The following is a 20,494-nucleotide window of genomic DNA, read 5'->3' as shown; positions in this document are numbered from 1 at the left end:
AATAGTTCTCCTCTAACTCTTTTTTACCTGCTTGGCAGCAGGGGTATCCATATTCGGAGAGTAGTGAATGGGCTTGATTCGGACAGGGTCACCAGATGAACGCATAAATTCAAAGTGTGTGAACCGCTCGTGATAGAAGCTGAATTTTCTTCGGAAAAGATTGGCTACATCTGGGTTGGCGGTTGTAAAAAATATCTGTCGTCCAGATAACGACAAGTCACGGAGTAGATCGAGTAAATTCATAAGGTGGAGATCATCCATATTAGCCACAGGCTCGTCCATCATTAGAACTCTTGGCGCTTTCGGTGCTGCTAAATGAATCGCAAACATTACGGAGAGGGCCAATGAAGCCCGTTGTCCTGATGACATCTGGTACGCTTTTACAGGTTTTTCGTCCCATTTTCTACGAAGCCATAATCCGTCTTGGCCTAATTCCAATTGATCAAACTCTCTCGGCGTATGCAGTAAATTAAAGAACCGTTCGATTTGAGAAATATTACTTTCAATAAAACCTTTGGTGTATTCCCGTAAGAACTTAAGCTTACCTAGAGCAGAAGCAGCTTTTGAACACCTTTGGATATCGTTCTCAATTCCCATGGATGTATTTCTTCGATCTTCTACTTCCATTTTTAATCGAGCCTGTTCCTTCAAGCGCTCCTGGCTTTTTACAAACAGCCCCAAATAAATCTGCATTTTTTGAACTTGACTGGACCATACAAACAAATTGTCTTCACTGCCAATGTCAAAATCATCAAGCAGCAGCTTCACGCTCTCAAGAATCTTTGAAATAGGCTTCAATTTTTGTTCGAAATCTAAAATAGTAGCATCTACAGAATTAGGAGACTGCTGCTTCATTCGTTCTGTCAGACTGGTGCGCTGCTCACCAAGTGCTTCTATAGCCTCTTTAATCTCTGATAGCTTGGTTAATAGAGAGACTTCTTTTTCCATAAGGAATTCTTCAAATGAAGTGCGGTGACCATTGGCTTCGAAATCCTTATATAGAACATTTTCTCTGTGAAAATATTCTGCCTGAAGTATGGATTGGCGACTCATCCCCGTCTCATCAAATAAACGAATTTGTGCCTGTACTTGAGAAAGTTCCCTCATAAGCTCGCTTCTTGATGCAATAATCTTTCTGAATTCATTCCACTTTTCACTTAACGGGATGTCGAAATTACTTCTCGTATAAAATGGACTTGCTGACAGTTCCGCGTATGCTCTTTCTACGAGTTCGATGTGTCTTGCGTTTTTGTCGTGGAGTGAAAGCTCTTCGCTCACTTCTCTGATTTCATTTTCCAATCGTCTAATTTGCTCATGTAATTCTGCTAGCTGTTCGCTATTGTTGTATGTAATGGTTTTTGCTTGTTCAAAAGCCTCAACAAGAGCTTGATGGCTGCCATAGTCCTGTGTGCACAGCGGGCATAATGTAGAGTTCAAATGATTTGTTAAGTATTCTTCACCCGCTGCATGGATACGAGACAAAGCAACCTCGATCACCCCTGTAAATTGTTCAGTTGTGGCAAGTTGTTGCTTCAGAATAGAAAAAGCAGCGTCCTTCTCTTTATGCTTTACGAATAGAGCATGGTGATTTTCGGTTGATAATATCCATAAATCATCGTCTGTTATCTGATCCAACAGATGGTGTTTGGCATGTAACTGATTGATCCATTCCACGCGCTTTATGATTTCTTCTTCTCGGATATCTAAGCCTTTTCTTATAGTCATTTGGTCTGGTTGTTCAATCGTTTTTTTGATTTTCTTCCATTGTTCGAGCGTCCCTACAATATGGTTATACTCTTGGTTAGAGGTAATGAGAATAGCTTCATTTTGATATATTTGTTCATCTAGTGCTGTTTTCTCAGCATTCAAGTTGCTAAGGGCCGTCTCGATATCTTGCTTCTTATTTATAAATTCATTTACGCTATTCTGTAGCTGCTTGTGGTACGTATCTAAATCGCTTAATGACAACATATCAGCATTTAATCCAGATTCTACAATTCCCTTCCGCTCAGCTTCTACAGCCTGAAAAATAAGCGATAAGCGATCAAGATAGTCACTCATGGATTCGTTGCTGGCACGCTGACTTCTAGATAATTTTAATTGCGATGCCTTGAGGTGTCGATCAAGCTCATTCGATTGGATATTGTCATCCTTGATTTCTGAGAGTTTTTGTTCTAAAGCGTTCAATTCATGGATGACTTTTTGATGCTGCTTCGTCAAGTTTTCCGATCTTGCTTCGAATTCTTGAAGATACCTTGTCCAATTTTTTTGTGCTTCAATCACCTCATCGCCAAAAACCAATCTGCTTAGATTATCGGAATAATCAAATTTGTTCTTCTCTCCTTGACCACTTTCATTTAATGCAAACCTATAAGCTGCTTCGGAATCAAAAAAATTATAACGATGATAAAAACTGTTTAGTTCAGAGGATTGTCTACCGGCTGGAACACCATACCAGTTCTGTGCTAACTTTTTATAAAAGGAGGAGCTCTCGCCAGGTTGGAAATGGATTGTTTTTCTTGATGCAGTTGTGCAGCTCACTTTAAGCGACTCCATTGAATCCACGAGGTTGTCACCAAATTCTGAACATCGATTAATTTCATTTGTGAAGGCCAGCTCGATGGCTTCCATCACCGAAGTTTTGCCTGCTCCGTTTGATCCATGCAACAAATTGACCCGTGTTAGGTTTAAATGTTCAGCATCATCAAAACAATGCGTTCGAAAACCATTCAGCTCCACTGATGTTATATTTTCGATGACTTCCGTTAATTTATCATCTTGTATAGTTCTTCGTTGAGACGCTGTACTTTCTGAAGTAAGAAAAGCTTGTCCCTCTAGAAAGCTCTCTACATGTCCCTGAGCAAATGGTTCTGTTAAACAACCCGTCAATCCAGCATCCACTAATCCGGTATGCCATTCTTGCATGGGGTCAATATACACCTTATCTTCATGAGAAACCTGCTTTAACCACTCTTTATCCAACCATTGGAGCGCATCCTTGGCAGTCATTACAAACTTACGCGCGTAATCCGCATCATTTTCAATGAATTGTAGAACCCCTGTATCCGTTAATTGATCGTAGGATTCGACAATCAGAATTAAATAAAGATTCCAGCGCAGATCACTTTTATGACTAAAAAATGTCTCAGACAATAGTTTGGTTTGAAAGTCTCGAAAATACGTTGTATCCGTATCTGCCACCATTTTCCCAAGGATCGGATCGGAGACCTCAACGAAAATGTATTCGGAGATAACATCTCCATTCGGAATTTCTTCTTTTCGCATCCCTTTGTATACTTTAAATAAATCCATTTGAAATGTGAAAAGCTCACCCTCTATATCATTTCCAAAGCCCAACTGTTTCACTAGATCCCCTAATCGCATAAAACTCCTCCAAGTCAAAACATTATTCTTTTATCGAACTCAGAGCCTTAATATTCGTCGCCTTATCAATCCTTGTTTGGCTTAAATCAAAGAAAATATATTCATCTGAATCATCTGGTCGATAATAGACAACGAGTTTATGACGAAAAGCAGCATGTAGCTGTTGCCTAATTTCATTCACTTGCCTCTCGACATCATTATGATTGGTATAGGCTGAAATGATACAAAGTACGGATTGAAATGGATTCAACTCCTCCAGCGGAGTATCTTTGGGGTATACGTTACCATACTTCTTCGTCGTCTCTGCGGTATCCGAGTCAATATATAGCCTATGGTTATTTGCTAGCTCTTTAAATTCTTCTGGGAACCGCTGTCGTTGTAGCAAGGTGACTAATCGTTTATACTGGCCTGCTTTGCTTCGTCTCTTCGTATCTGCCTCCGAATCAGATCCAAACATCATGCGAGTGACGAGTTCATCGTCTTCCGCTGTCAATTCGCCTTCCAAAAAGTGCCCAAAACAAAGCCCAAAGAAAGCATCACTATCATGGGGGTCTGCATATAACGGGAAATCGTATTCTTCACCAAAACTCTCGACCAAATCTTGAATAGAGTAAGACGGATCACATGGGGCAGACATCCACCGTTGTGCGGATTCATCAAAGCCATAGCAGGAATGTGTCACCGGTTCGTGGTGCGCTGTAAGCACATGGGAGGCACCAAGTTCAAAGCCTTTATTCATATCAAATCCCTTGCAATGCTCCCCCCGATGGCTGTACCAAATTTCCGTATGCTTATGTAGAGCGTAAAATGTACCTTTATCCAGGTTCCTTGCCCTTAGATCTTTTTTGGCCACTGTACCGTCAGTTGACTTCTTATAAAAAGCTGACCATGGCTTATTAAATTGTATATTACCAATTACTGTGCCATCTGCCCAATTTAACGTGATAAGCCGAATGTCTCTACCCGCATTGCGATTGAAAAGCCCATCTCTAAACATCCGAAAGCCCTGATGCCTTGGATTAGGATTCAATTGCGCGTGGAAAATGGTCAGATGTTTCCCTTCCGTCTTCTCTAGAAATTCTTGCGGACGAACGCTTAGCGCATCAGAACATATCAAGGAAAGAAAACGGTTTTGATCTGCTTTGACTCCGGATAGATCAAAGATATAGATAACTTCGCCTTTACATAAACCTGGTACTTCATAGTCATTCCATACCTCTGACATCGGAACGGTTTTGAACTGAGGAAGAATGCACAAGGTCTTGTCATCCATTAAAAACAGATAAACAAGTGCATCGACAAAATTTCTTTCCAATAGACGAGCGTATGCATTGCGTATAACTACGGTATGGCCGGTGCTTTCCCATTCATCCATTTTTTCACCAAATTCATGTAAAGAGTACGCTTCCATTCCTAAACACCACAAAGCACCTTTTGCAGGCCAGAGATTAGGGTCATGAACGATCTGATTCAGCATTTCATCAGGAAACGAGTATTCCGGTGTAAGAACTAGATCAGCACGAGTTTCTTTTGCTAAGTGAATAAAAGACTCGGCCTTCTTTAAATGAGCTGAGGATTCGGAATAGACACCAAGTTGTACATCTGCGATAGGTTCACCTTTACATTGCCATTGAAGTACTTGCACCGGATTTGTGTCAGAAAGACAAACTTGAAGTCCAGCATGTTTGGGTAAGAGCTCAGAAACATGAATAAACTCGGCCATTTTACACCTCTTGCAAAAAAATATATTCTTAACAACATTTTACATGTCAAGAAGGTATCTGTAAAATATAATCGTTCTAGCTCGAAGCTTTTTGTCGATAAATAGAAAGCAATTCTTCTTCTAAAGCGTCCAGCAATTCAATTCTCTCTAAATAGCCATAAATCTCCTGAAGATATACGAAAATTACATGGTGTTGAAGGCGCACATAATGTAGAAACTCAGCTTCTGTGTGCCCTTGATAATAGTGCACCCATTTCCTTTGTGTCTCCATTTCGATTCCATTCATTAAGGCAGTACCTAATTGCCATAAGTCGTTCCGATCCATTTCAATTATGATGGATTTGTTTTTAATATTTAACATCGCAAGAGAACCTCCCACATATAAAATTCTCTTACCATGTATACTTTGGGCTCGGATGAATTTAGAATCACCATATTAAATTTATAATCGTTAATCCCAAAAAACCTCTAAAGCACAACATGCCATAGGGGACTGACTACTTCCGTCTGAGTCGTATCATGATAATTGGAGGGATCTCTCGATCGTTCAAGACTGGTTCATGCAACCCATCCAACACGAAACCCGCTTCAAAACATGCTTGAAACAAATCGCTTAACGATCGGTGATAATATAAATGCTTGACGGGCTGCTTCGTAATGGCAATGTCCTCGTACACGCTAGATGTCATATACTTACCGTCTGGCTTTACGAAACAAGGATGCACGGTGGAGAATACAAAGATCCCATCCTGTGTGAGCATCTGATATACCGCATGCAGCAACGGTCCGATATGTGAGATGTCCATCACCGCCATATTTGCAACGGCTTTATCAAAGGGACGATCTTGTCGCAAAGCTAGCAATTGCTCCTTGTCGGTCGCATCTGCAACATGAAAAGAGATATGATCCAACTGGGCGGCACAACGAGTTCGGGCATGCTTTATCATTTGCTCACTATAATCAAAAGCAACAACAGATGCTCCGTGCTCCACTAACCGTTTGGAGAAATTTCCGTTTCCACAAGCAATATCTAGGACTAGATCATTACACTTCACATCCAACAGCCGTTCTGTATCAGGCCTTACGATATGGCGGTGGAAATCGTTCGAATGCTCTCCCATATACTCATCCCAGAAATCCGCATTCGTTTCCCATCGCTGTTTGCTCTCTTCGGTCGTCTCCTGAAAGTCGCTCACTAGACTCTCCTCCATTCTTTATTCATCGCCTCAAAGGTGCTAGCATGTGTACAATCGGATGATTTCACCATGAATCTGCTCACCCGTTAGCTTAAATCCTACGGATTCATACAAGTATCCAGCTCGTTCATTATCAGGTTGATGCCCGATGATAATTTCACGAAGATCCTCCGTATCCTTCATATATTCCACCACGCGCTGCAATCCAGCTTTGCCATAGCCTTTGCCTTGAACCTCTGCATCGATCATGAAAACATAAATCCAGTACCGTCCATCATCCGGATCTTTGCAATACATGCTAAATCCGATCACTTCTTGATCGAGTAAAATAGCCAAAGGCCTTAGGTGTGTCTCGACCTTCGACTCTGCGATGGAATAGACAATCGGCACGATAAATCGTTTCCCATTCTCTTCGCTAATTCTGAGTTGTGTACACGCAAACCAGTTTTCTTTATCTACGGGCTTAACTGTCATGTTCTGCAACTGCATCAAACCCCCTTCTTCACATCCCATATTCTCTCGATGCTCTCTAATTGATTGTTATAAAAGGTCATCTTATAAATATCGGGCATCGACGTGCTGCTCCAGAATTCAAACCCAAGGGTATGATCGTAATACTGCATGAGAATCGTCATGATATTCCCATGCGTCCCTACGGCAATCTGCTTACCGCGGTATTCTTGAAGTAGTTGCTCAAAGATCGGTATCGCTCTTTGTTGAGCCTGCCTGCTTGATTCCCCGCCCTCCAAGGCATAGTCCAAATCCACGAAGGATTTCTCGATGGCCTTCACCAACTCTTCCCATGGCGCCTTGTCATCCAATCCCTTAATGGCTCTTTCTCTTAACTCTTCAAATTGTAGAATCGGAAGGCCTTTTCGATCGGCTAATTCTTGAACGGTCTGGATGGCTCTTGTATACGTACTGGAAACAATACCGTCTAGCGCAACGCCCTCAAGTAAATCCGCTACTTTTCGAGCCTCAACAAAACCTTCCTCCGACAAACCTCTCGTTTGTTCTTCTCCGTGCACAAAAGGGGACTCTGCATGCCTAACCATGTATACCGTCGTGTTCATCTCTGAACCTCCTTTACCTGAAGTACTAAAAAAACATTTCTAACGTATACAGCTTTCGTTCATCTGGATTCAATACCGCTATAATATAGCTGCCATCTTCTTTTCTTTGCGTAAAATACAATGAATCTTTCGTAAAGGTCACGGGATGATCTTTAAATAATTGTTGATAGTGTTCGGCATCTTCATCATAGAGATCTTGGATTTGCCGCTCATAACTTGCGATCGAAGTAGACAGAAATGCAGCAGTACCTTCGACCTTTGTCCAGATCGTTAGCTGACGGAGCGCTTGAATTCCCTTTTCACTGTATTCTGAAATGAGATACAGATCCGGATCTCGACCGGCATTGTAAAAAATAGTTGCGACCTTCTCTGCTTTGGGTGCGTCAAACCCCCAATTATGTCTCCAGGCTTTCCCTTGACTTTCTTCGACGATCTTTTGCATGCCGCAATAAGCTGCAAGGATACACACAATAACTACAAATAATACGGCTAATATGACTTTCGTTTTCTTTGTAATTATCGTCGTCCTCCTTTTAGCGTTTCGTCAATTACTATCGAATTTCCTTCCAAATCTATGCGTTAAATAATAGATAAGCCCAGCTCGATCTACAGGACTAAATTGTTTAGGATCCTCTAGCATGAGATCATAAATTTCATCAACTGATCTCCAACCTACATTTAGCGTATCATCACCGGTTGTCTGCACATTCCCCTCAGCTCTGCATATAAAATACATGCCAACGGAATCGATCGGCCCCCGTATAGTTTGATAGACACAATAGGGTTCTAAACACTCCACTTCGAAATCCGAAGTAATCCCGCATGTATCTATTCGTGTCTGACTTCCTTCGACTTCAATGACCGTTAATCCTGTTTCTTCGAATACTTCGCGTTGTAGTCCTGCTAAAATCGGTTCAAATAACTCTAATCTCCCTCCCGGTAACTCCCACGCTCTTTCATTGGGTTTGTTTCGCGTTTGAAGAATGATTTCAGTCTTGCCATCCCTATGCGTTTCAATGAACGCCCTAGCATTAACATAGAACATGAAGTGACTTCCTCTCATTTTTGGAATAGAATCTATTTAATACCTCTCTATGAATGTTGTACGCTTATTCTTGGGCATTAGACATGAAATGTCATATCCCATATCATGCATGACTTCCAGCCCATCATGAAATACCATGGAATTTTGCCCCGTCCATCCGTGCTCATTTCCGTATATTATAAATTCCTTAATCCGGCTCGGATGATTTAGACTGAAATGCTCAACAGCCTTGGTTACCCTATGATTCAGATCAATGCCTACATACAGAGGACTTCCCGAGATAGCATCCTCCCACGTACAAAATTTGAACGATAAAGTGATGTTCTTTTGGCCCTCCAGAGAAATTTTCAAAGTGATTATACTCTCTTCTGGCTGGTAAGATTGATTCAAAACATAGACATAAGTTTGTCCGACTACCACCATTTTTCTTGTTTTTTTCTTCAATGTCCTGCACCTGCTATCGTAAAGGGATCTGTTCATCGCTATCTATGGATAGAAACGGATCGATGACTAATTGATTGGCATAAGCATCATAAATCGTTGGGATATCCTTATCGGTCTTGCTATGCACCATATATTCATAGGCTTTCTCCAGGAATGGAAAAAACGCTTGATAATAAGCATGCGCCTCTAGAGATAATCTATGATCTTCGTCATGAAGAGAGGGTACTTTTATTTCAGTTAACGATTCATTGGCTTTCCCTAGGCACAGCTTTTCGTCATTATGCAGCGTAAGGGTTCCTTGATTACCGAAGATCTTTAACGACGAACCAAATCCATGATGGATGCCTGATATGAATTGCATCGAAAATGTCGCAAGACGTTTCATCCTTCCATGAATAAAAAACGCATCATCAGCATCTCGCTGCTCTTCCGCGCCCTCTGGGACATGTGTATGTACAAAACCCGAAATATCCGCCATTTCATCTTCGCTCAGCCATCTTAAGCAATCGATCATATGCGTACCTATAGCCCCCAGCATGCCACCAAAATGATGCTTCTCCCCCATCCAACCTCGCTTGTTTGACTGTAGATGTTGATATTGAGGCGTAGATATATGGTACTCAAGATGTATCAATTCACCGAGCTCATGACTTCGAATCAGGTCCTTGACTTTTTGCCGGATGGGGAGATATCTCCACTCAAAGTCAATCAATACTTTGGCATGATATTGTTCAGAGAGATGTAATAGTTCCTTCGCTTGAAGCTTATTTATCGTAAAAGGTTTCTCGCAAATCACATGGATGCCCTGCTCTATCGCATGTTTAACCATTTCATAATGAAACGTCGGCAGTGAACTCACAAAGACGAGATCTAAGCTTTCTTTGTCTAACATTTCTATCCAATCTGTATAGTGTCTGATCGACACATCATTCGATATTTCGTCAGGGATTTGATGACGATGCATCGTACTTACTGCAACTAAGTTCATCTGAGCATAACTTTGGATAATAGGTGCTTGGACCCGAAGCCCAAAACCTCCCCCAATAATTGCCACCTTCACGAAACTCCCCCTATTCTTCTTGAAGTTGATATATACATACGATCTCAATCCGCCATCGGCAGACGAATAATAAACGTCGTCCCCTCATGTTCGCAGCTCTTGATCTCTACCGTACCTCGGTGCTCATCCAAGATCCATTTGGCAATGGATAACCCGAGCCCCGTACCCGGCGTGTTGCCTCTTGACGTATCCGCACGGTAGAAGCGTTCAAAGACGTGGGAAATTTCCTCTGGGCTCATGCCTATCCCGCTGTCTCGAATCATAAATTGAATGTCATGTTCTCCCTTGGAAGCTACAAACTCCACAGTACCTTCTGAAGTAAATTTGAATGCATTATCTAGAAAAATGAAGAATAGCTGCTGAAGATAATCCTTATCTCCAATCACATACAGATTCTCTAACACCTCAAGGCCATTAGCTTGAAAATCTGCCGTCTTCGGGAGGAGCTGCGCTTTTCTCACTACAGCTTCAATAACGGGTCTAATTTCAACCCTATCTTGCTTCATTTGTTGTCCCGCATCGGCTCTTGCCAAGGTCAGTAAATCATGAACTAATCTCCGCATGCGGTGGCCCTCATCCACAATATCATGGAGCGCTTCGACAGAAATCTCAATTTCATGTTTGTCAGCTAAACAGTATGGGGGTTGATTGTAAGGTGTCCAGATTTTGTGAAGGAGCTCTGCATTGCCGTTGATCGTGGTGAGCGGCGTCCTCAACTCGTGCGATGCATCCGCTATAAAACGGCGCTGCGTGGCATAAGCTCGGTCTAACTCCGCATACATCGTCTGGATTCGATCCAACATGCCATTGATCGTCTTGCTCAATAGACTAACCTCATCTGCTGTATGCTCTATTTGGACTCTTTTGCCGAGGTCTTCGCTGCTCTGAATTTGTTGAGTCGCCTGAATTAAGGCGTAGATTGGCCGTAAAGATCTTTTCGCGGATAGCCAACCTATACATACAGCCAGCAGGATCACAATACTTGACAAGAAGAATAACAAATATTGGAGAATCGTTAGAAATTTGGTGACGACGCCGATCGGATATGCCGCTTGTAAGACACCCACCACTTTATCGTTCAATAGCAATGGCGCGTTATAGATCAGAAAAGGAGTGTGGCGAATGGTTGCAGTCGTATAATACCCCTGCTTTTCTTCTGAATCCTTAGGGGCATAAGGCAATTGGGCATTGCCTAAATTATTGGACCGTTCCTTTTGACCCGTTATCAAATTAATTATTTGCACGTACATCCCGGTCTGGACCGTATCGAAATCTTCAATTTGAATCAAAAAGTTCCAACCCACAGGGTCTACAGCTAGGCTATATTTTACTTTGTCTCGAAAAAGATGGGTCTGTTCTTGGAGTGAGGATTTCAAATCGTTGTACAGGTAGTACTGTAAGAAGCTGTACAAAGCTATGCCAAACAGCAGTAATGCGGAAGCTAATATACCCGAATATATGAAAGTCAATCTTAAACGAATCGTCATGGAATCCTCCAGTTTTTTCCTTTATTATCCATACAGATCCTTAAAGGAAACTTAACTGAAGATAAATTTTACGAGTAAAAACGGTGTTACATTATTCTTACGTAATTCCGTTTTTACTCTGCAATGTAATGATGGTTTTGACCATTGCGAAATACTCCCGAATCATATTGATAGGCTTGAGATGCGCCGGTGACGGACTGGATATCCCATACGTCTCATATCCTAACTTACGTGCGATAAGCTCCGCGCGAAACATATGGTAATCACTTGTAACAATGAGAATCTTAGGATGCTGAATCCCCTTGTTACGTAGAATCTTTCTCGTAAACAGCAGATTTTCTTGCGTGCTCGTCGATTTGCTCTCTAACAAGATTCGATCTACGGCAAATCCTTTACTTACCAGGTAATCCTTCATCGCGACGGCTTCCGGCAGATGTTCTCCGGGACCTTGCCCACCTGACACAATGATCGGGATTTCCTTATGCATACTCGCATATTCCGCACTAGCATCCAGTCTTTGCCGCAACGTGGTGGATACCTCCGAACCTTTGAGTCCTGCGCCCAATACCACCACATAATCCACATCAGATACATCACTGTCATTGACGCTGAAGCCTGATATCACAAATGATTCTATAATGAGGAAGGACACAAGGCCAAGCCCCAGACATACGAGGAGAATTCTCCTGAACATGATATGCTTACGCCAATCAATTCTTCTTAAAATCATAAAACTTATACAACCAACACAAAAAAGCACAACGCCAAACCCTGTACCAACAAAGATAAGCAGGCATAGACATAGGAGGGTAAGCAAAATATCGATATATCGGGACTTTATCTGTATCGTTCGTACTCGCATACTAATCGTCAATCCTCTCTAGAGATCCATCGCATTCCCGGGGCATCGCTGGGACGTTCTTCGAAACCAAACTTTTTATAGTAGGTATATTTATCCTTGGTGGCAAAAAGTTGAACCATCATCAAATCATGCTCTTTGTATTCTATTAATCTCATAACATCACTGCCGCTTGGCACTGTGTTCTCATAGGTAATGGTCACGAGATCACCTCTTTCTGATTCTGCACAAAGCGCATAATCTCTTGATTGCTCTTCACAACGATCCGCTTATCTGCATAGCAAGCCGTCATTTCCATAATATCCTTCATGCTATCCTTATCATATCCTTTATTCCATACAAAAAGCATCTGGTACAGATTCTTCCACGATTGCTTATAATTCCATTCCTCTAGACCGAGTCTCGTTCGTACAAATCTACGAAAAACTCTATAGTCTCTAACATATGTATTGGACTGAATAACGAAGATCCAATCTACCTTGGCGAAGCTCTCTTGACCCCATTTGTAATGCACGCCTTCTACAATCCACGACTCCGTATGTATGATATCGTGCAACATCGTATCTCTAGCGTCGACCGGAAATTTACGATTCTCTACACTCCTGTCCCACACACAATTATCTAGCTCGTAGTAGGGAACACCGTATTCCCTCGATAGTTCTTTGGCAATGTAAGATTTGCCGCTTCTGCAGGCGCCGATAAGACGTATTCTCATATCAGTCGTTCCTTCATCTCCTTCAATACACCCCACACATGCTTGAGAAAAAAGAGTGCCAGGGTCTCCCCCGGCACCTTGCTATCCCTTATTTTCTCGCAATGATCATGAATCGCTTGGAATTCGTTCGAATCCCTTTACTTGTCTGATGTTCTTCGATGAATTGATGAAGTATCGTAAAATCCTCGGCTGTCTGACCAAAATTCGGGATGATCGGCGTGTGCTTTAACAAGAACACGAGATCCTCGTAAGTTTCATAATAGTCTATGGCATCATACTCGAAGGATTGGATATCTCGAAATCCCACTTCCTCTAATTGCGTCATGTATAGGTTCATCAACGTACCGTCCGGAACCTCGAAAGCCTGCCCTCTCCCAAAAGCAAGTTTTAAGTTCATTTTATCGGCTTCGCCCACCTGCTGCGTGAGAAAACATCCGCCTTCCGCTAACACTCTTGCTACTTCCCTCGGATCAAAACCGCTATGCCGATTGGATATAACTTGAAAGAACCCCTCAGGGAATTGAATGTGCGCAGCATCCATATACAGCATACGGACATTGGAAGCTTTAGACGCAGAGACATTTGCCTGTGCGGTCTGAATCATGCCCATCGAATGATCGATGCCGATGAGTAACAAAGCAGCATCAACGATCGATAACAGCGCTTCTCCCCCGCCGGTGCCGATATCTAATAGCATGTCGGATTTCTTGGAGTTCTGCGTAACAACATCATAAAAATCCCATGCTGCCCCTTCGGATTGACATTTCACACGGCTGAAATCCCATCCGTTCATTTTTCCAACGCGATCATAAAAATTTCGATATTCTAATTCATTCATTTTGTTTGTTCTCCACCTTTAATTTGAGATGTTCAAAGCAACTTGGCATTGGATCAAAAGGGCAGAGTCCCCCCTTGATAGCTGGTACGCGTTTTTTCCAGCCCGATAACTAGTTACTTCGAACGATACGGAATGACATCCTCTTCACCTCATAGGTAGATTTCTTTATATTATAAATTTTGGAAAGCATGATCTGCAAGCTATAGATTTTACAAGAGATGTTTCAGTTCATTCATTTCTCATTCAGACAACTTCCAAAGCATTGATTATCAAAAGGAACTTACGCAAACAAGTATCCCTTATACGTAAGGAGGTTGCTCCCCCTTCTCTTCTTCAAAATTCATTCCACCACGGATGACCGCATACGTCCATCGATGTTCACCCACCTCTTGTCCTTTTCGCCAACGCTCTATAAAATGAACAAGGTATTTCTCCTTTACCTCGGTTGTTTCGATCACGGTTTCCCGCTCCACCTCATAACCTTCAATTTGCAAGTGTATCTTACCCTCTTGTTTTGGAAAGGCATCGATGATCGTCCCTTGGCCTGACGTAGCGAAGGTCACCGCATCATTCGCGGTAAACGGCGGTCTGGGCGGGGAAGACCAGGACAACGTTCCTGCAATGACAATGAATACGACAATCGGCATGATGAGTAAGAACGACCAAATTCTCCGCCTATAACGAGGTGTAATGTACATGATGATCCTATCGAAACTAAAGAACAGCATCGCTGCCGTTCCGCCTATAATGCTAAACAAGGAAGACTGCAGTAAGATACCGAATGCAAGCCCAAAAATAACATGGAGAAAGCCCGATACGAGCCATTCCCCAGGACCGGTAAATTTCAGCTTCAAGGTTGCCCCCTCGACAAGTGCGGATACAATAATCCCGTAAAGGAAGATCACTGGGACGGCGTACATCGCAACAACTAAAAACCACCCCATATAACGTTCTGCAGCATTCCATGCTTCCCCTCCACCTAAAGAGAAGAACCCAAGACAGAACAACATGATCCACGTCGTAACATACGCAACCATCATTTTTCGAAGAAGCATGTTCACTCTCCCTTCGTATCACGAATTTACTGCTCAGGATTGGATAGCGGTCAACTGCGAGCTAGATATTCCGATCTTAATAGTGACATCACAATAAGAGATTCATATAGATCTCCCTTTCGGAGCGTTTCCCTGAGTGTTCCTTCAACAACAAAGCCCACGGACTCGTAGATATGACGGGCGCGTCCTTTTACATGTTCCGCATCGATTCCCTACTCGAAAAGACTGTTCTGCTTATGAAAAAAGCCACCGATCCTAAACGTCCGGCAGCTCTCTTGATGTGTATTAACCTAATGATTGCAGTTCATTCAGCATAGCAATTACATTTCAAAATACTTGTCTCTTTCGACTTTACATACCCGTAATGCGAAACTTTGGTACCAATCTCTTTTCCCGCGGTCCTGCGCAACTTGGTGAGCCGAATTCTCTTTCCATGACTTTATAGCATCAAGAGATTCCCAGTATGAGACCGTGATCCCCAAGCCATCGTCCCCCCGTGCGCTTTCTACCCCTAAAAATCCTTCCTGCTTAGTGGCCAACTCTTCCATTTTGTCAGCCATTTTTCCGTATCCATTGTCGCCTTCCGTTCGTTCCGAGACGAAAATGACCGCATAATACGGAGGTTGAGGCGTTTTTGCAATACCACTCATTTCATGTTCCCCCTTCGATATAGCTTCTCTATCTCCAGCTTAGCATATAACCTAAATATTATAGAGCGGAAGCCATTTTATTTCAAAATAAATATAAAATGTTCCCATCATGAAATGTTCTATCTCAGCTTCGCCATCAATTGATCGGTATATCTCCGTAGCCGCACACTGATCTCCGCGCGCATCGCTTCTTTCGTGATCGTAAAGCCATCTTCATAACCGCGGCAGACATAACGGCAATGGATCATACTGTCATCCTTTTCCTCGTCAGACATACGGATCTCTTTCTCCATCATTTCTTGTTTGATTTTAGATAAATCCATATAAATGCTCTGGGCGAGAATTTGTGCAACCTTGGCATACAGCAATTTTAACGTCTCGGAGGACGCTTCCATCTCGCGCATCTTTTTGCTCACCAAAGTATGCATGACCGGAAGCAGGATATAGTCACGCATCAGTTCGATTTCCTCCCTCTTCGGGCGGCTTGGCGCAACATGGGGCACATCACGGTGCCTATTTAATAAAGCTTCCCGGTGCTGCGGCAGCATCATACGACTGGACTCCCAAAGCCCATTCTTCTCCAGCTTTTTGCTCATTTATAATGCCCCCCAATTTTCATGGATCTCTCTAGCGCTTGGCCCGCACGGGTGAGGGAAGACGCTCTAACAATCGCCGCACTGCCGTATCGTTCTTTAATCGTATCCGTCACCTTATCCAACGCTCGAGTTCTTTCTTGATTCTCGAAAAGCGTCAGTTGATAATGCTGGTCATCCACCAACGTGCTTAACATAACTCCCGCACGGCGTACAGGCATCTGATCCCAATATTGATAAAAGATTCTCTTCACCATCTCAAATACTTTGTTCGTATTATTCGTCGGGTCTGGCATTTTCATCTGACGTGAAAATCCTGTAGGGGCTTCATACGGACTGCACATGCAGCTGACAGTTACAACCGAGCCCATATATCCTTTCAGCCGACAATCTCGGCAGACTTCCTCGGTCAATTCGAGCAGAATCGTATCGACCTCCGCGGAATCTGCATAATCTCGTGGCAAGGTCATCATATGACCAACAGATTTCGGCGGCGTATGAAATGTACCCGGCGTGACAGGACTATCGTCCAACCCGTTCGCTGTCCGCCACATAACCTCGGCATGAATATCCGACTGCTTGCCGAAGCGAGCCCGAAATTTATCCTTCAGCTCCGGCAGCGGCGTTCTTGCGATATCTCCGATCGTCACCATCCCCAGTTTAGCAAAATGCTTGGTCATCCGGGAACCGACACCGAACATTTTATGAACCGGTTCTGGCCACAGCTTGGTGGACACGTCGGATGGAAGCAAGGTGAAAATACCGTTTTTATTTTTCTTCGCCCAGATATCCGTCGCGATTTTAGCCAATATTTTATTTGTGCTAATCCCTACCCGAATCCGCACTCCTGTCTGGCTCATCACCCGCTGTTGCATCGCCTTGGCAATAGTGATTGGGTCCCCGAAAATCGATTGGCTCGCTGACACATCCAGGAATTGCTCATCAATACTGAATATTTCAACCAAATCCGTAAACTCCTCATAAATCTGGGTAATCATCAAAGAAACATCGATATAGTGCTGCATGCGGGGACGCATAATGACAAGATCCGGACATTTCTTAAGTGCCTCACCTAGTCGTTCGGCTGTCGTCACGCCAAAGCTCTTAGCGATCGGACATGCGGCCAGAATGATACCTGACCTTCGCGCAGGGTCACCAGCTACTGCAACCGGCCTGTTGTCGTACTCTGGATGATCTGCTTTCTCTACGCTGGCATAAAAACTCTGACAATCCGCTAAAAATATGACCCTTTCGCTTTTGGTATTCAACCGCAACACCCTCCACATGTTCTTGCTAACCACACATTGAATCGAACGTATATTCGTATTTATTATACACCAAACATTTGTTCGATATGCAAGTATTTTTTGGTATTTTTTTAGCAATGGATACAAAATGGGCGATTGTACCGTAACCTTTTGCCCATTCATCCAGTCTAACTAGGTAAAGATCGAGATCGAAGACATGAAAGGTGAGTGCTATGAAAGCCAGCCGGTTTCTAATAACGACATTCATCACGTTGCTCCTTGCTTCATGCGTACCCGTTACTCCAGCTCCCCAAACCGCTCAAGCCATGGGCACGAATACGGTGACCTACCGAACGGAAGACATCAAAAGGGTTAATATGAGCCATGCGGATTTGCAATATCTCCCCTTATTCGCCTCTCGGGAAGAAGATCAAGCCTTGATCAGTACCGTTGCTCAGGCATTGACGAAGCTCATAGGTAAGGCCAAGCCTTATACGAATACGATGGATGCGGAACAGCATTTTTTTGCTACCGATTTTACGATCACGTTCAATGACGATACTTCCCTGTCACTAACGTTCGCAAGTCAGGATACTGTCGTCATCCAAGACGGGGAGCAAGAATACTACGCTCAAAACGCTGATGTAGTTAAGGAACTGAATAAGCTGCTCAAAATGCCTGAACAGACACGGATCAGCACGCTCCAGCCTCGAATCGGGGAAACGATACGCTTAACTGGCAGCGATGCTCATAGCGAACAAGGCCCTATTCAACTCTATGTTATTCCAGACGGCATCTTATCCGGTTACACGTCCGTCAAGGGCGAATCGTTCCCGAGCAAACGCGCTCTTCGTATATATGTCGGAACTATTTCTCAAGCACGATATGATGTTTCATTTCCTTTGCCCGCTTACGGGGAAGCCGTCGACGGTTCCCTGCAGCCTATTACCCCAGGTAAATGGGAACTGACCTACGTGACGAACGGTCTCACGAGCTCGCGCCAAATCGAGATTCAAGCCCCTCTCAAGCCGCTTTTATCCATCAACGGCGTGCCGGTTACAGATCCAGCGATACAGCCTGTCCTCCGAGACGGACGCATGCTGCTTCCACTCCGATCCTTAGCGTCTGCTTTGGGATGGCATGTGAGCTACCTCGGACATAGCAAACAAGTGTCCATTTCGACGTCTTCCAATGGATCAGCAGCCATGACCGCCCCTCAGCAGAAGAAAGTGAGCCTATGGATAGATGGCGAACCTCTCTTCACTCCTGAAGCAGAACCGATCGTGCTGAATGGCGTAACCTATTTGCCTCTGCGGGCAATAGCCGATGCCTTCCATTTTGACATCACATGGTCCAAGGAAATAGGCAGCGTGCACTTGCAATACCAACCAAGCCTGTTGCCGCTTGACGGGTATGCGAAAGATTCGACCGAATACGCGATCGCTGCAATCGTGAATGAGTATGCCGTTGCGCTGAACAAGCGAGATGGTCAGAAGCTTAAGACACTTTTCAAACAGAAGGATTACTTCTTCCCGGCTTTCGAGGATATCGGGTATCGGCAAATTACCGCAGTTCGGGATATCCGCTTCCAATCTCGTTATGAAGGAAAAGCTTACGTGGCTTACGTTACTTTCAACTATTTATTTAACCGCAATGGAGACAATTCAAGTTCCCCGGGCATTGCGCTAATACTCGAAAATAACAAATGGCTCATAGCGGATATCGACTAGACGCCTTCAACCAACAAAAAAAGCCGATCATTAGACCGGCTCTCTTTTTTGTTTCATCATTTTCTTTTAAAATTCCAAGCAAAAGCTAACCCGCTAATGACAGTGAATATCACTAAAATCAGTAAGACATTACTGTATAGAGATGCTTTCGCCGATTGCAACGATAACAACCATGGAAAAGCGACGACATGTTCCGTTAATAGGCTGCCAACCACGGCGATGCCAATGCCCTCAGCCAGAAAACAGACCAAATTAAGCAATCCCATTCCCGCACCCGCCTGCTCTGCATCCAAAGACGCCGAAACCACCGTTGAAATGACCGTTTTGACAAAAGAAAGTCCCCCGAAAATAAAGATCAGCACAACAGGCATAAACCATGGCGTTCGATCTAAAAATAACGTAATCGTCACGAAACTCGCAGCGATGGCCATGAAACCCAAGTACCATACAACGGTAACCCCTCGCTTATCGACGAGCACGCCGCCTATCACGCCAAACAGAATGACACTGATGGTCCCGGGAAATAGGATTCTCCCACCGATCATACCTGTCGTTAATGCATGGACGTCCCGCATCATATAAGGCACCATGGATATAAAACCCGCCACGATGCCGAGCATCAAGGCGCCCGTCAACACGCCAAAAATGAACCGACGGTTCCGGAGCAATGAGGGAGAAAGGAACGGCTGCTCTGCACGGCGAATATGCATCAGGAACAAGATACTGAACAGCAAGCCAATCAACAAATACATCCATTGATGCTGCGTCATATACAAGGTCATCGTCACGATGCCGACAGACAAGAGTATCGCCCCGATGAAATCTGTTTTGCCCTCTTGCTTCGTCTCGTTAGGCAACACTTTAACCCAAAATGGGATGGTGAATAACGTCATCACCGGGAGCAGGAACAGAAAGGACCAATGGATATAATCCGCAACAATCCCACCGATGGCAGGACCTATCCCTTCACTAAGTGCTACGACGGAACCTACCAATCCAAAAGCCTTGCCCCTATTCTGCTTGTCGACATACCGCGTAATGATGACCATAATAAGTCCTGGAACCGCAGATGCACCAGCCCCTTGAATCATTCGTGCGGCAGCCACAGCAGGAAAGTATGACTGTGCTATCATCCCCATCAGCGATCCTCCGCTGTAGATGAGCAACCCGATGATCAGCAATTTTTTGACACTGTAAATATCCGCTATTCTACTAAAAATCAACGATCCGACACCAAAAGAAAGAATAAAGCTTGTGTTTACCCAATTCGCCACCGAGGGCGCAATACCAAATTGCTTCGCAATATCAGGTAGCGACACATTAAACACGGTTTCATTCAGCGTACTGAAGAACACCAAGAAGCAAAGCCAGCCAAAGGTACTTCTAACTTGACGT

At 43.7% G+C, this 20,494-nt stretch carries 21 protein-coding genes; 1 reads left to right on the top strand and 20 read right to left on the bottom strand.

What is annotated here, in order from left to right:
- Window positions 1–12: 12 nt before the first annotated feature.
- The 19 genes from BVG16_RS12215 to BVG16_RS12125 all read right to left on the bottom strand — a co-directional run bounded on the left by BVG16_RS12215 (window position 13) and on the right by BVG16_RS12125 (window position 17,408).
- On the bottom strand, window positions 13–3,384 hold the full coding sequence (locus BVG16_RS12215; protein ID WP_078498950.1) for an AAA family ATPase: 3,372 nt from the start codon (window positions 3,382–3,384) through the stop codon (window positions 13–15).
- A gap of 22 nt (window positions 3,385–3,406) precedes the next feature.
- Window positions 3,407–5,107, bottom strand: a complete 1,701-nt coding sequence (locus BVG16_RS12210; RefSeq protein ID WP_078498949.1) for a hypothetical protein — start codon at window positions 5,105–5,107, stop codon at window positions 3,407–3,409.
- A gap of 76 nt (window positions 5,108–5,183) precedes the next feature.
- Window positions 5,184–5,468 (bottom strand): hypothetical protein, encoded by a 285-nt coding sequence (locus BVG16_RS12205; RefSeq protein WP_078498948.1) that lies wholly within the window; start codon window positions 5,466–5,468, stop codon window positions 5,184–5,186.
- A gap of 136 nt (window positions 5,469–5,604) precedes the next feature.
- Window positions 5,605–6,303 carry a class I SAM-dependent methyltransferase gene (locus BVG16_RS12200; RefSeq protein ID WP_198957452.1) on the bottom strand — a complete coding sequence of 233 codons (699 nt, stop codon included), beginning with the start codon at window positions 6,301–6,303 and terminating at the stop codon, window positions 5,605–5,607.
- A gap of 39 nt (window positions 6,304–6,342) precedes the next feature.
- Complete coding sequence (locus BVG16_RS12195; protein WP_158081675.1) at window positions 6,343–6,792, bottom strand: GNAT family N-acetyltransferase; 450 nt, start codon at window positions 6,790–6,792, stop codon at window positions 6,343–6,345.
- Complete coding sequence (locus BVG16_RS12190; protein ID WP_078498945.1) at window positions 6,792–7,376, bottom strand: histidine phosphatase family protein; 585 nt, start codon at window positions 7,374–7,376, stop codon at window positions 6,792–6,794. The genes BVG16_RS12195 and BVG16_RS12190 overlap by 1 nt, the downstream gene beginning before the upstream one ends.
- Before the next feature lie 25 nt (window positions 7,377–7,401).
- The gene (locus BVG16_RS12185; protein ID WP_078498944.1) at window positions 7,402–7,818 is read right to left on the bottom strand and encodes a hypothetical protein; all 417 of its coding nucleotides are present in this window, start codon (window positions 7,816–7,818) and stop codon (window positions 7,402–7,404) included.
- Between the two features lie 102 nt (window positions 7,819–7,920).
- Window positions 7,921–8,421, bottom strand: coding sequence for an NUDIX hydrolase (locus BVG16_RS12180; RefSeq protein ID WP_078498943.1), 501 nt, complete (start codon window positions 8,419–8,421; stop codon window positions 7,921–7,923).
- A 36-nt stretch (window positions 8,422–8,457) separates the two neighbouring features.
- A complete protein-coding gene (locus BVG16_RS12175; RefSeq protein ID WP_078498942.1) occupies window positions 8,458–8,865 on the bottom strand; it encodes a hypothetical protein in 408 nt (135 codons plus the stop codon).
- A 13-nt stretch (window positions 8,866–8,878) separates the two neighbouring features.
- Window positions 8,879–9,925, bottom strand: a complete 1,047-nt coding sequence (locus tag BVG16_RS12170) for a Gfo/Idh/MocA family protein (protein WP_078498941.1) — start codon at window positions 9,923–9,925, stop codon at window positions 8,879–8,881.
- Window positions 9,926–9,969: 44 nt separating this feature from the next.
- Complete coding sequence (locus BVG16_RS12165; RefSeq protein ID WP_078498940.1) at window positions 9,970–11,412, bottom strand: sensor histidine kinase; 1,443 nt, start codon at window positions 11,410–11,412, stop codon at window positions 9,970–9,972.
- A 97-nt stretch (window positions 11,413–11,509) separates the two neighbouring features.
- Window positions 11,510–12,106, bottom strand: coding sequence for a YdcF family protein (locus tag BVG16_RS12160; RefSeq protein WP_233147009.1), 597 nt, complete (start codon window positions 12,104–12,106; stop codon window positions 11,510–11,512).
- Window positions 12,107–12,282: 176 nt separating this feature from the next.
- Entirely contained in the window at window positions 12,283–12,474 is a 192-nt protein-coding gene (locus BVG16_RS12155; RefSeq protein WP_078498938.1) for a hypothetical protein, read from the bottom strand.
- Window positions 12,471–12,986 carry a P-loop NTPase family protein gene (locus BVG16_RS12150; protein WP_078499111.1) on the bottom strand — a complete coding sequence of 172 codons (516 nt, stop codon included), beginning with the start codon at window positions 12,984–12,986 and terminating at the stop codon, window positions 12,471–12,473. The genes BVG16_RS12155 and BVG16_RS12150 overlap by 4 nt, the downstream gene beginning before the upstream one ends.
- An 88-nt stretch (window positions 12,987–13,074) precedes the next feature.
- The gene (locus BVG16_RS12145; protein WP_078498937.1) at window positions 13,075–13,824 is read right to left on the bottom strand and encodes a class I SAM-dependent methyltransferase; all 750 of its coding nucleotides are present in this window, start codon (window positions 13,822–13,824) and stop codon (window positions 13,075–13,077) included.
- Window positions 13,825–14,123: 299 nt separating this feature from the next.
- A complete protein-coding gene (locus BVG16_RS12140; RefSeq protein WP_078498936.1) occupies window positions 14,124–14,879 on the bottom strand; it encodes a hypothetical protein in 756 nt (251 codons plus the stop codon).
- A 320-nt stretch (window positions 14,880–15,199) separates the two neighbouring features.
- Window positions 15,200–15,529 carry an antibiotic biosynthesis monooxygenase family protein gene (locus tag BVG16_RS12135; protein WP_078498935.1) on the bottom strand — a complete coding sequence of 110 codons (330 nt, stop codon included), beginning with the start codon at window positions 15,527–15,529 and terminating at the stop codon, window positions 15,200–15,202.
- Between the two features lie 119 nt (window positions 15,530–15,648).
- Window positions 15,649–16,125 (bottom strand): hypothetical protein, encoded by a 477-nt coding sequence (locus BVG16_RS12130; RefSeq protein WP_078498934.1) that lies wholly within the window; start codon window positions 16,123–16,125, stop codon window positions 15,649–15,651.
- A complete protein-coding gene (locus BVG16_RS12125) occupies window positions 16,122–17,408 on the bottom strand; it encodes a DNA polymerase IV (protein WP_408635329.1) in 1,287 nt (428 codons plus the stop codon). The genes BVG16_RS12130 and BVG16_RS12125 overlap by 4 nt, the downstream gene beginning before the upstream one ends.
- Before the next feature lie 194 nt (window positions 17,409–17,602).
- Here BVG16_RS12125 and BVG16_RS12120 point away from each other — a divergent pair, with 194 nt between their 5' ends.
- A complete protein-coding gene (locus BVG16_RS12120) occupies window positions 17,603–19,099 on the top strand; it encodes a stalk domain-containing protein (RefSeq protein ID WP_078498932.1) in 1,497 nt (498 codons plus the stop codon).
- Window positions 19,100–19,155: 56 nt separating this feature from the next.
- Here the strand turns inward: BVG16_RS12120 and BVG16_RS12115 are convergent, their stop codons facing one another.
- Window positions 19,156–20,457 (bottom strand): MFS transporter, encoded by a 1,302-nt coding sequence (locus BVG16_RS12115; RefSeq protein ID WP_408635331.1) that lies wholly within the window; start codon window positions 20,455–20,457, stop codon window positions 19,156–19,158.
- Window positions 20,458–20,494: the final 37 nt, after the last annotated feature.

The organism is Paenibacillus selenitireducens (genome assembly GCF_002021565.1).
GTDB lineage: Bacteria > Bacillota > Bacilli > Paenibacillales > Paenibacillaceae > Paenibacillus_K > Paenibacillus_K selenitireducens.
The sequence above is the reverse complement of the archived record's forward strand: the minus strand, read 5'-3'. Positions and strand labels throughout refer to the sequence as shown.

Excerpts from the sequence above, each read along its gene's own strand:
- BVG16_RS12215 (WP_078498950.1), bottom strand. The coding sequence starts at position 3,384 with ATGCGATTAGGGGATCTAGTGAAACAGTTGGGCTTTGGAAATGATATA.
- BVG16_RS12210 (WP_078498949.1), bottom strand. The coding sequence starts at position 5,107 with ATGGCCGAGTTTATTCATGTTTCTGAGCTCTTACCCAAACATGCTGGA.
- BVG16_RS12205 (WP_078498948.1), bottom strand. The coding sequence starts at position 5,468 with ATGTTAAATATTAAAAACAAATCCATCATAATTGAAATGGATCGGAAC.
- BVG16_RS12195 (WP_158081675.1), bottom strand. The coding sequence starts at position 6,792 with ATGCAGTTGCAGAACATGACAGTTAAGCCCGTAGATAAAGAAAACTGG.
- BVG16_RS12190 (WP_078498945.1), bottom strand. The coding sequence starts at position 7,376 with ATGAACACGACGGTATACATGGTTAGGCATGCAGAGTCCCCTTTTGTG.
- BVG16_RS12185 (WP_078498944.1), bottom strand. The coding sequence starts at position 7,818 with ATGCAAAAGATCGTCGAAGAAAGTCAAGGGAAAGCCTGGAGACATAAT.
- BVG16_RS12180 (WP_078498943.1), bottom strand. The coding sequence starts at position 8,421 with ATGTTCTATGTTAATGCTAGGGCGTTCATTGAAACGCATAGGGATGGC.
- BVG16_RS12165 (WP_078498940.1), bottom strand. The coding sequence starts at position 11,412 with ATGACGATTCGTTTAAGATTGACTTTCATATATTCGGGTATATTAGCT.
- BVG16_RS12160 (WP_233147009.1), bottom strand. The coding sequence starts at position 12,106 with ATGTTCAGGAGAATTCTCCTCGTATGTCTGGGGCTTGGCCTTGTGTCC.
- BVG16_RS12150 (WP_078499111.1), bottom strand. The coding sequence starts at position 12,986 with ATGAGAATACGTCTTATCGGCGCCTGCAGAAGCGGCAAATCTTACATT.
- BVG16_RS12145 (WP_078498937.1), bottom strand. The coding sequence starts at position 13,824 with ATGAATGAATTAGAATATCGAAATTTTTATGATCGCGTTGGAAAAATG.
- BVG16_RS12140 (WP_078498936.1), bottom strand. The coding sequence starts at position 14,879 with ATGCTTCTTCGAAAAATGATGGTTGCGTATGTTACGACGTGGATCATG.
- BVG16_RS12135 (WP_078498935.1), bottom strand. The coding sequence starts at position 15,529 with ATGAGTGGTATTGCAAAAACGCCTCAACCTCCGTATTATGCGGTCATT.
- BVG16_RS12130 (WP_078498934.1), bottom strand. The coding sequence starts at position 16,125 with ATGAGCAAAAAGCTGGAGAAGAATGGGCTTTGGGAGTCCAGTCGTATG.
- BVG16_RS12125 (WP_408635329.1), bottom strand. The coding sequence starts at position 17,408 with ATGTGGAGGGTGTTGCGGTTGAATACCAAAAGCGAAAGGGTCATATTT.
- BVG16_RS12120 (WP_078498932.1), top strand. The coding sequence starts at position 17,603 with ATGAAAGCCAGCCGGTTTCTAATAACGACATTCATCACGTTGCTCCTT.